The sequence below is a fragment of the Massilia genomosp. 1 genome, assembly GCF_011682185.1.
GTDB lineage: Bacteria > Pseudomonadota > Gammaproteobacteria > Burkholderiales > Burkholderiaceae_D > Telluria_A > Telluria_A rubra.
Genome location: NZ_WHJF01000194.1, coordinates 1 through 5,076, shown reverse-complemented (window position 1 = coordinate 5,076; position 5,076 = coordinate 1). Strand labels below are relative to the sequence as shown.

Here is a 5,076-nt window from a genome sequence, read left to right as displayed (position 1 = left end):
CGGCCAAGGCGAATGGCCTGGAGCCTTACACGTGGCTGCGCCGGGTACTGCGCGACTTGCCGGCGGCGAAAACCGTGGATGATGTAGCGGCGCTGCTGCCGTGGAATATGAAGGATTTGCATACCCCGGATTTAACCAGCGGAGTGACTTCCTGAACAGTCTGGGGTTGATGGATCGCTTACATTCGAGCCGTCGCCCCGCCTGACAAAACGTATTGCTTGCCTCATTGGCAACAACCTCGTACACTGAGCCAGCCAACGTACGGTGTCTGCCAAGCGCAGACCTGCGCTCAACCACAAAAGTCATCAATGATGAAATCCAAAAACCCTATTGAACTTGCTGTGTCAACTGCCTTGCCTGTTCCTCAAGTTGCACTAACTGAGCCGACACCGCTATTCACTGCAAAAGATAAGTACATTGTCGCAATGTATTCGGGAGAATTCCCGTCGATAGCAGATGCAATAAGTGAAGCGCGTCTGCCGCCTGAGACCAAGGCAATGGGCGAGTGGCCCGTTCTGCCCGGATCATCGAAAATTTTGGCGTTCAAAGCCCCGCCGCGAACAAGCGATGACGAGAATGGCGTAGTCATCTTGATCATCGAGCCACTCGCTCACGGGAAGGTGATTTTATGGTCAAGTGGTACCGATCTGGCACGCGAACTGCGCGAGGAGGCGGAAGACGACGTCGTCAATTTTCTTGAGATTACCGGTGGCGAATACAAAATTTTCGAAAGGGTGTGATCAGCCCGCCGTGTCCACCACCTGGCATCGTTCTTTTATGCGCAGTAACTGTGCCGCCTGGTACGCCCCGAACACATCGCTGAACAAACACCGGATCAGCGGATCGTCCACCAGTTCCGCATCGAGCAAATCGGCCTCGGTCTGTTGGTCGAACACCGCATCGTTCATGCGCATATACATCGAGGTCAGCGCCTCGCCCAGTTCCAGCGCCGCATACAGCCTGGCGAGGGGCACTTCGGTGGTCCACGACAAGGCATCCGGCGCGCCGACCATCATCTCGATCTTGTCGCCCTCGATCCGGTAATGGAAATGCGTACTCTCCCCCGCATGATCGAATACCGATAAACGCCACACGCGCGGCTTTTCGAAAAAACTCTCTTCCGGCAGTTCCATGCCGCGATATTTATCCAGCAAGCCCGCTGTGCAGTAATCGATCACGCGCGCGTGTTGGTCGCTAGTGAGCGCCGGGAAATGGCGGGCAATATCGGCCGTTGGCGGCGGCGTCGCGTGGCCTTCGTACCGGTAATCGACATCCTGCTCGCCGACCGGCACCACCCAGCTCAATGGCGGCGCGGCAGCCAAGCCAACGCGGTCCAGCACAAACGACACCGAAGGATTCATCCGCACCACCTGCGCATCGGGCAAGGCCGCTCCCACTTCTTGCGCGAACTTGCGGTAGGTGATCGGAAAAAACGCGTGGTTATACCAGGACCACGGCTCCTGCACGAACTGGCAGGAACTGGGCACCACATAGCGCGGCTTGAGCGCCGCCAATTGACCGATCCATTCTTCCGGCAGCCGCGGCGGCGCGGGCGCGGCGCGCGAGGGCGATAAAACGTCGATTTCGCGCATGGTCTGGAAGGGCCACAGCACCATGTCCCACGGTGCAAAGCGCGCCAGCGCCGGCAGCATGGCGGGATCGATCCACGAATCGACGACATTGAGCACATTCAGGCCGCCAGCCTGGATGTGGAACATCGAGTCCACATCCGCATCCATCGCTTCGCGCGCGATCACCGTCATCGGGCCGACCTGCACCGGCGCGTCGAGGCGCAGCTGATGCACCTTGCTAAAACCCAGCTCGCGCACCATGTCGAACAATTCGTCGAACAGGCAGTAGAGGTAGATCGGCGTGGCGCGGTCCAGCAGATCGAGGCTGTCGAACGAGCAGTGGTCGTCGTGGAAGTGGGAAATGAAGACCGCGTCGAAATGCACCGCGCGGAACTGCGCGTGGTCGAAGCGCACGTCCGGAAAAGCGTGGCAATTGCGGCTGAACGGGTTTTCGACCACCGGATCGAATGCGATGCGCGTGCCTTCGCATTCGAACACGTAGCCGGCGTGGAGAATCCTGGAGATAGTGAGCGTCATGGCGGCCATTATCTCACGCCGCATGCCACCCTGAAATGCATGGCGCGCCGGCCGATCGCCTATCATGTCGGTATAGACCGGGCATCCCGGTGGCTCAATTTTTTGCAAGTGGATAAACAATGACGATCATCGAACTCCCGTTTCGGGCAACCACCGAACAATCCTGCGCGTGGATGGAACAGCAAACCGGCACGCCGTGGACCCTGGCGCGGCTGCTGGAAAACGCGCTCACGCCGTATGTGTGGCTCGATTACGACGCCAATCACGCCGAGCTGTTCGGCGACGCCAACGGCGGCTATGCCGCGCCCATCTTCCTGGAAGCCGACACTGCGCGCCTGGCGGCCGGCAGCGAGGATGTGCTGATCACCGTCACCAAGGACGCCTACAAGATCGTGACCCAGCTGCCGGCGCCGGGTTTCCGGCGCGAGCTGCACGAGCTGCGCTTTCTCAAAAAGGAGCTGGAACGCCTGGTCGCCAGGCTCAAACACGAGGCAGAGCCGAAGCCGGTGGTGGTCGAAACGGCCAGCGAGGCGCGCGTCGGCATCAGCAAGGATGACGTGTTGGCGGCATTCGGAACCATGCTGCGGGTCGATATGCACAAGGCGCTCGACGACGCCGGCGGCATTTTCGGCGATGAAGGCGCGCGCATCAAAGGCAGCGCCCGCAAATCGAAAAAACAGGCCATGTGGAATCCGGTCACGCTCGCCCTGGGCATGAACGATGCGTACCGCGTGCCGATTTCGCAACTCAAACGTGCATTCCAGGCCCACGATTTCCTCTATCCGTGGCTGGGGCAATGGAATGAGTCGCTTGCCCTGCTTGGCAAGTAAGTTAAACTACGCCCCTTACACTCCAGTTCCGAATCTATGACCACCAAAAAACAGCCTCCGGCCAAACGCGCCCCCGAAGAACCAGTCGGCCGGCCTGAAAACCCGTTCATCAGCACCGAGTTTTTCTCCCGGATGCGCGATTACACCGAACGCGATGCGGCCTTTTCCAAGGAAATCAAGGCCATCGGCGACCGTGGCGCCGGCAAGCTGTCGACCGATGCGCGCACGGCGCCGTCGCTCGAACCACTGCGCGGTGTGATCAAAAAAGGCTTGCCGCTCAAGGATATGTTCGGCCGCATCGTGCAGGGCGTGGAATCGGGCTTGTGGGAGCCGTGGCTGAGCGCGTTCGGCTTCGAACTGCGCGGCGTCAATTACGCCAAGACCGGAGCGCGCAACGCACGCCTGGCGCTCGATATCAGCCTGGCCTCCAAAGCGACCACGGTGTTTGCCAATGCCGGCATTCTCAACTGGCGCAGCCTGGTGGCGGAAGACTGCGCCCAGGTCCAGATCGAAAAGCCGACCGAAAAGACCCCTGCCAAGGCCTACGCCATTTTCTGGCTGGACGGCGCCGACGCATAGCGCGCAGGGAGCGCGTCATGCCCTCGCCACGCCTCGTGCGGGGCGACGGCGTCGATGCGCGGCCTTGACAATTGCGGCTCGGCATTGATGGAACAACTTGCCCGCATCCTGTGCGACCACAAGCCGTGCGCGCTCACCGTGGCGATGGCGCCCACCACCCCTTGGCTGGACGCTGCAAAGCGCAAGAGCTGAATAACCACCCATAAAGGTATTCCCGTGAAAACCATGTCACACCACCTCGCCCGCACCCCGTTCAAACCGGCGTCCGCCATCATCGCCGCCTTGCTGGCTGTGGCGGCGGCGATCGCGCCATCGACCGCGCTGGCCGACCAGAATACCGCCAGGACCAATTTTTTTGCGAACATGCAACAGGCGGGCGTGACGCTGGCGGATGTGACCCCGGCCAACGCCGAGGTCGTGCCAACCCATGTGAAAGGCCTGTACGGCATTTTCACGCCGGCCGGCAAACTGGTTTCCCTCACGAATGACGCCGGGACCCTCACCACCAAAGGGGGCGGCTTGAGCACTGTCGGATTGCAAGCCGGCAAACCACGCCGGATGACGCCCAAGCAACTCGATGAAGTGCGGGCCGAAGTCATGGCCAATCTCAATTACGACAAGCTGATCAAGATCAGCTACGGCAACGGCGGCGGACGCAAGATCCTGATGTTCTCGGCGGTCGATTGTCCCGGCTGCCAAATGCTGGAAAAAGACCTGGCCAAAGCTGCGTCACGCCTGAACACGACGTTTTACCTGGTGCCCTCCTCCTTGTTGGGAAGCGACCCCGCCGCCGTGCCGGCACTGGAAAAGGTGGTCAAGATACGCTGCGACGCCAATCCGGCGTTGGCATGGCAGACATTCTGGGCCAAGCGTACGCTGCCGCAGCCCAAGGCGTGCGGTCTCACCACGCAACACGTGCAGCGCGATTTTTCTTTGCTGTTCCACATCATGGACAACGTGAAAGCCATCAAACCCGTGGTTCCCATGCTGGTGACGGAAGACGGCAAGTGGATTCGCCTGTTCCGCGACATGAATTCGACCGCGCTCGCGTCGGCCTTCGCTGCGGAACGCAAGCCGGACATAACGGCGCCGACGACACAATGGCTGGCGCCGGCCGCCGGCAAGCCGGCCTTGCCGGCGCCAGCAGCGCAGCCAGCCAAGGCCAGATAAGGCAGGACGGACGGCCACGATGATCGCAAGCGCCCCGCCCTTGCCGCTTACTTCATCGTGAACGTTTGCTGGGCAGTATCGACAGCATAGTTCTTCGCCACGTCCCAGTACGTGAAACTGTACTTGACCACGTCGCCGGCCTTCAGGCCACCGGCGGCATAGGTATTGTTGCCGGCATCCTGGCGCAGGCGGATGTTTTGCTGGCCGCCGGAATTGACCGTGTAATGCACGTCCGCCCAGCTTGATGTACGCACTGCGAATTGCAGCGTTGTCGGGCCGGTCTGGGTGGCGCTGACCGAAATTGGGGTTGGCGTTGGGGTCGGCGTCGGCGTCGGCGTTGCCGAAGCCGAAGGCCTAACGTGAATCGGAATCGGGAGCGGCGCCGTCGG

Annotated in this window: 6 protein-coding genes and 1 pseudogene; 5 read left to right on the top strand and 2 right to left on the bottom strand. The window is 60.9% G+C overall.

The window, feature by feature from the left end; genetic code table 11:
• Both F1735_RS32435 and F1735_RS32430 read left to right on the top strand, forming a co-directional pair.
• Positions 1–155 (top strand): transposase domain-containing protein (locus F1735_RS32435; protein WP_167236946.1); only part of this gene is annotated, 155 nt, incomplete at its 5' end.
• A gap of 153 nt (positions 156–308) precedes the next feature.
• A complete protein-coding gene (locus tag F1735_RS32430; protein ID WP_167240993.1) occupies positions 309–740 on the top strand; it encodes a hypothetical protein in 432 nt (143 codons plus the stop codon).
• On the opposite strand, the gene F1735_RS32425 is transcribed toward F1735_RS32430, so the two are convergent.
• A complete protein-coding gene (locus tag F1735_RS32425; RefSeq protein ID WP_167240991.1) occupies positions 741–2,108 on the bottom strand; it encodes an MBL fold metallo-hydrolase in 1,368 nt (455 codons plus the stop codon). It abuts the gene before it with no gap.
• 119 nt (positions 2,109–2,227) lie between these two features.
• On the opposite strand from F1735_RS32425, the gene F1735_RS32420 reads away from it, so the two are divergent.
• From F1735_RS32420 to F1735_RS32410, 3 genes are all read left to right on the top strand, one after another.
• Positions 2,228–2,938, top strand: coding sequence for a hypothetical protein (locus tag F1735_RS32420; protein ID WP_167240989.1), 711 nt, complete (start codon positions 2,228–2,230; stop codon positions 2,936–2,938).
• Between the two features lie 36 nt (positions 2,939–2,974).
• Positions 2,975–3,517, top strand: a complete 543-nt coding sequence (locus F1735_RS32415; protein ID WP_167240987.1) for a hypothetical protein — start codon at positions 2,975–2,977, stop codon at positions 3,515–3,517.
• A 216-nt stretch (positions 3,518–3,733) separates the two neighbouring features.
• Positions 3,734–4,687, top strand: a complete 954-nt coding sequence (locus F1735_RS32410) for a hypothetical protein (protein WP_167240986.1) — start codon at positions 3,734–3,736, stop codon at positions 4,685–4,687.
• Positions 4,688–4,734: 47 nt separating this feature from the next.
• Here F1735_RS32410 and F1735_RS35920 read toward each other — a convergent pair.
• Positions 4,735–5,076, bottom strand: a pseudogene (locus F1735_RS35920) (glycoside hydrolase family 16 protein); the annotation flags it as partial.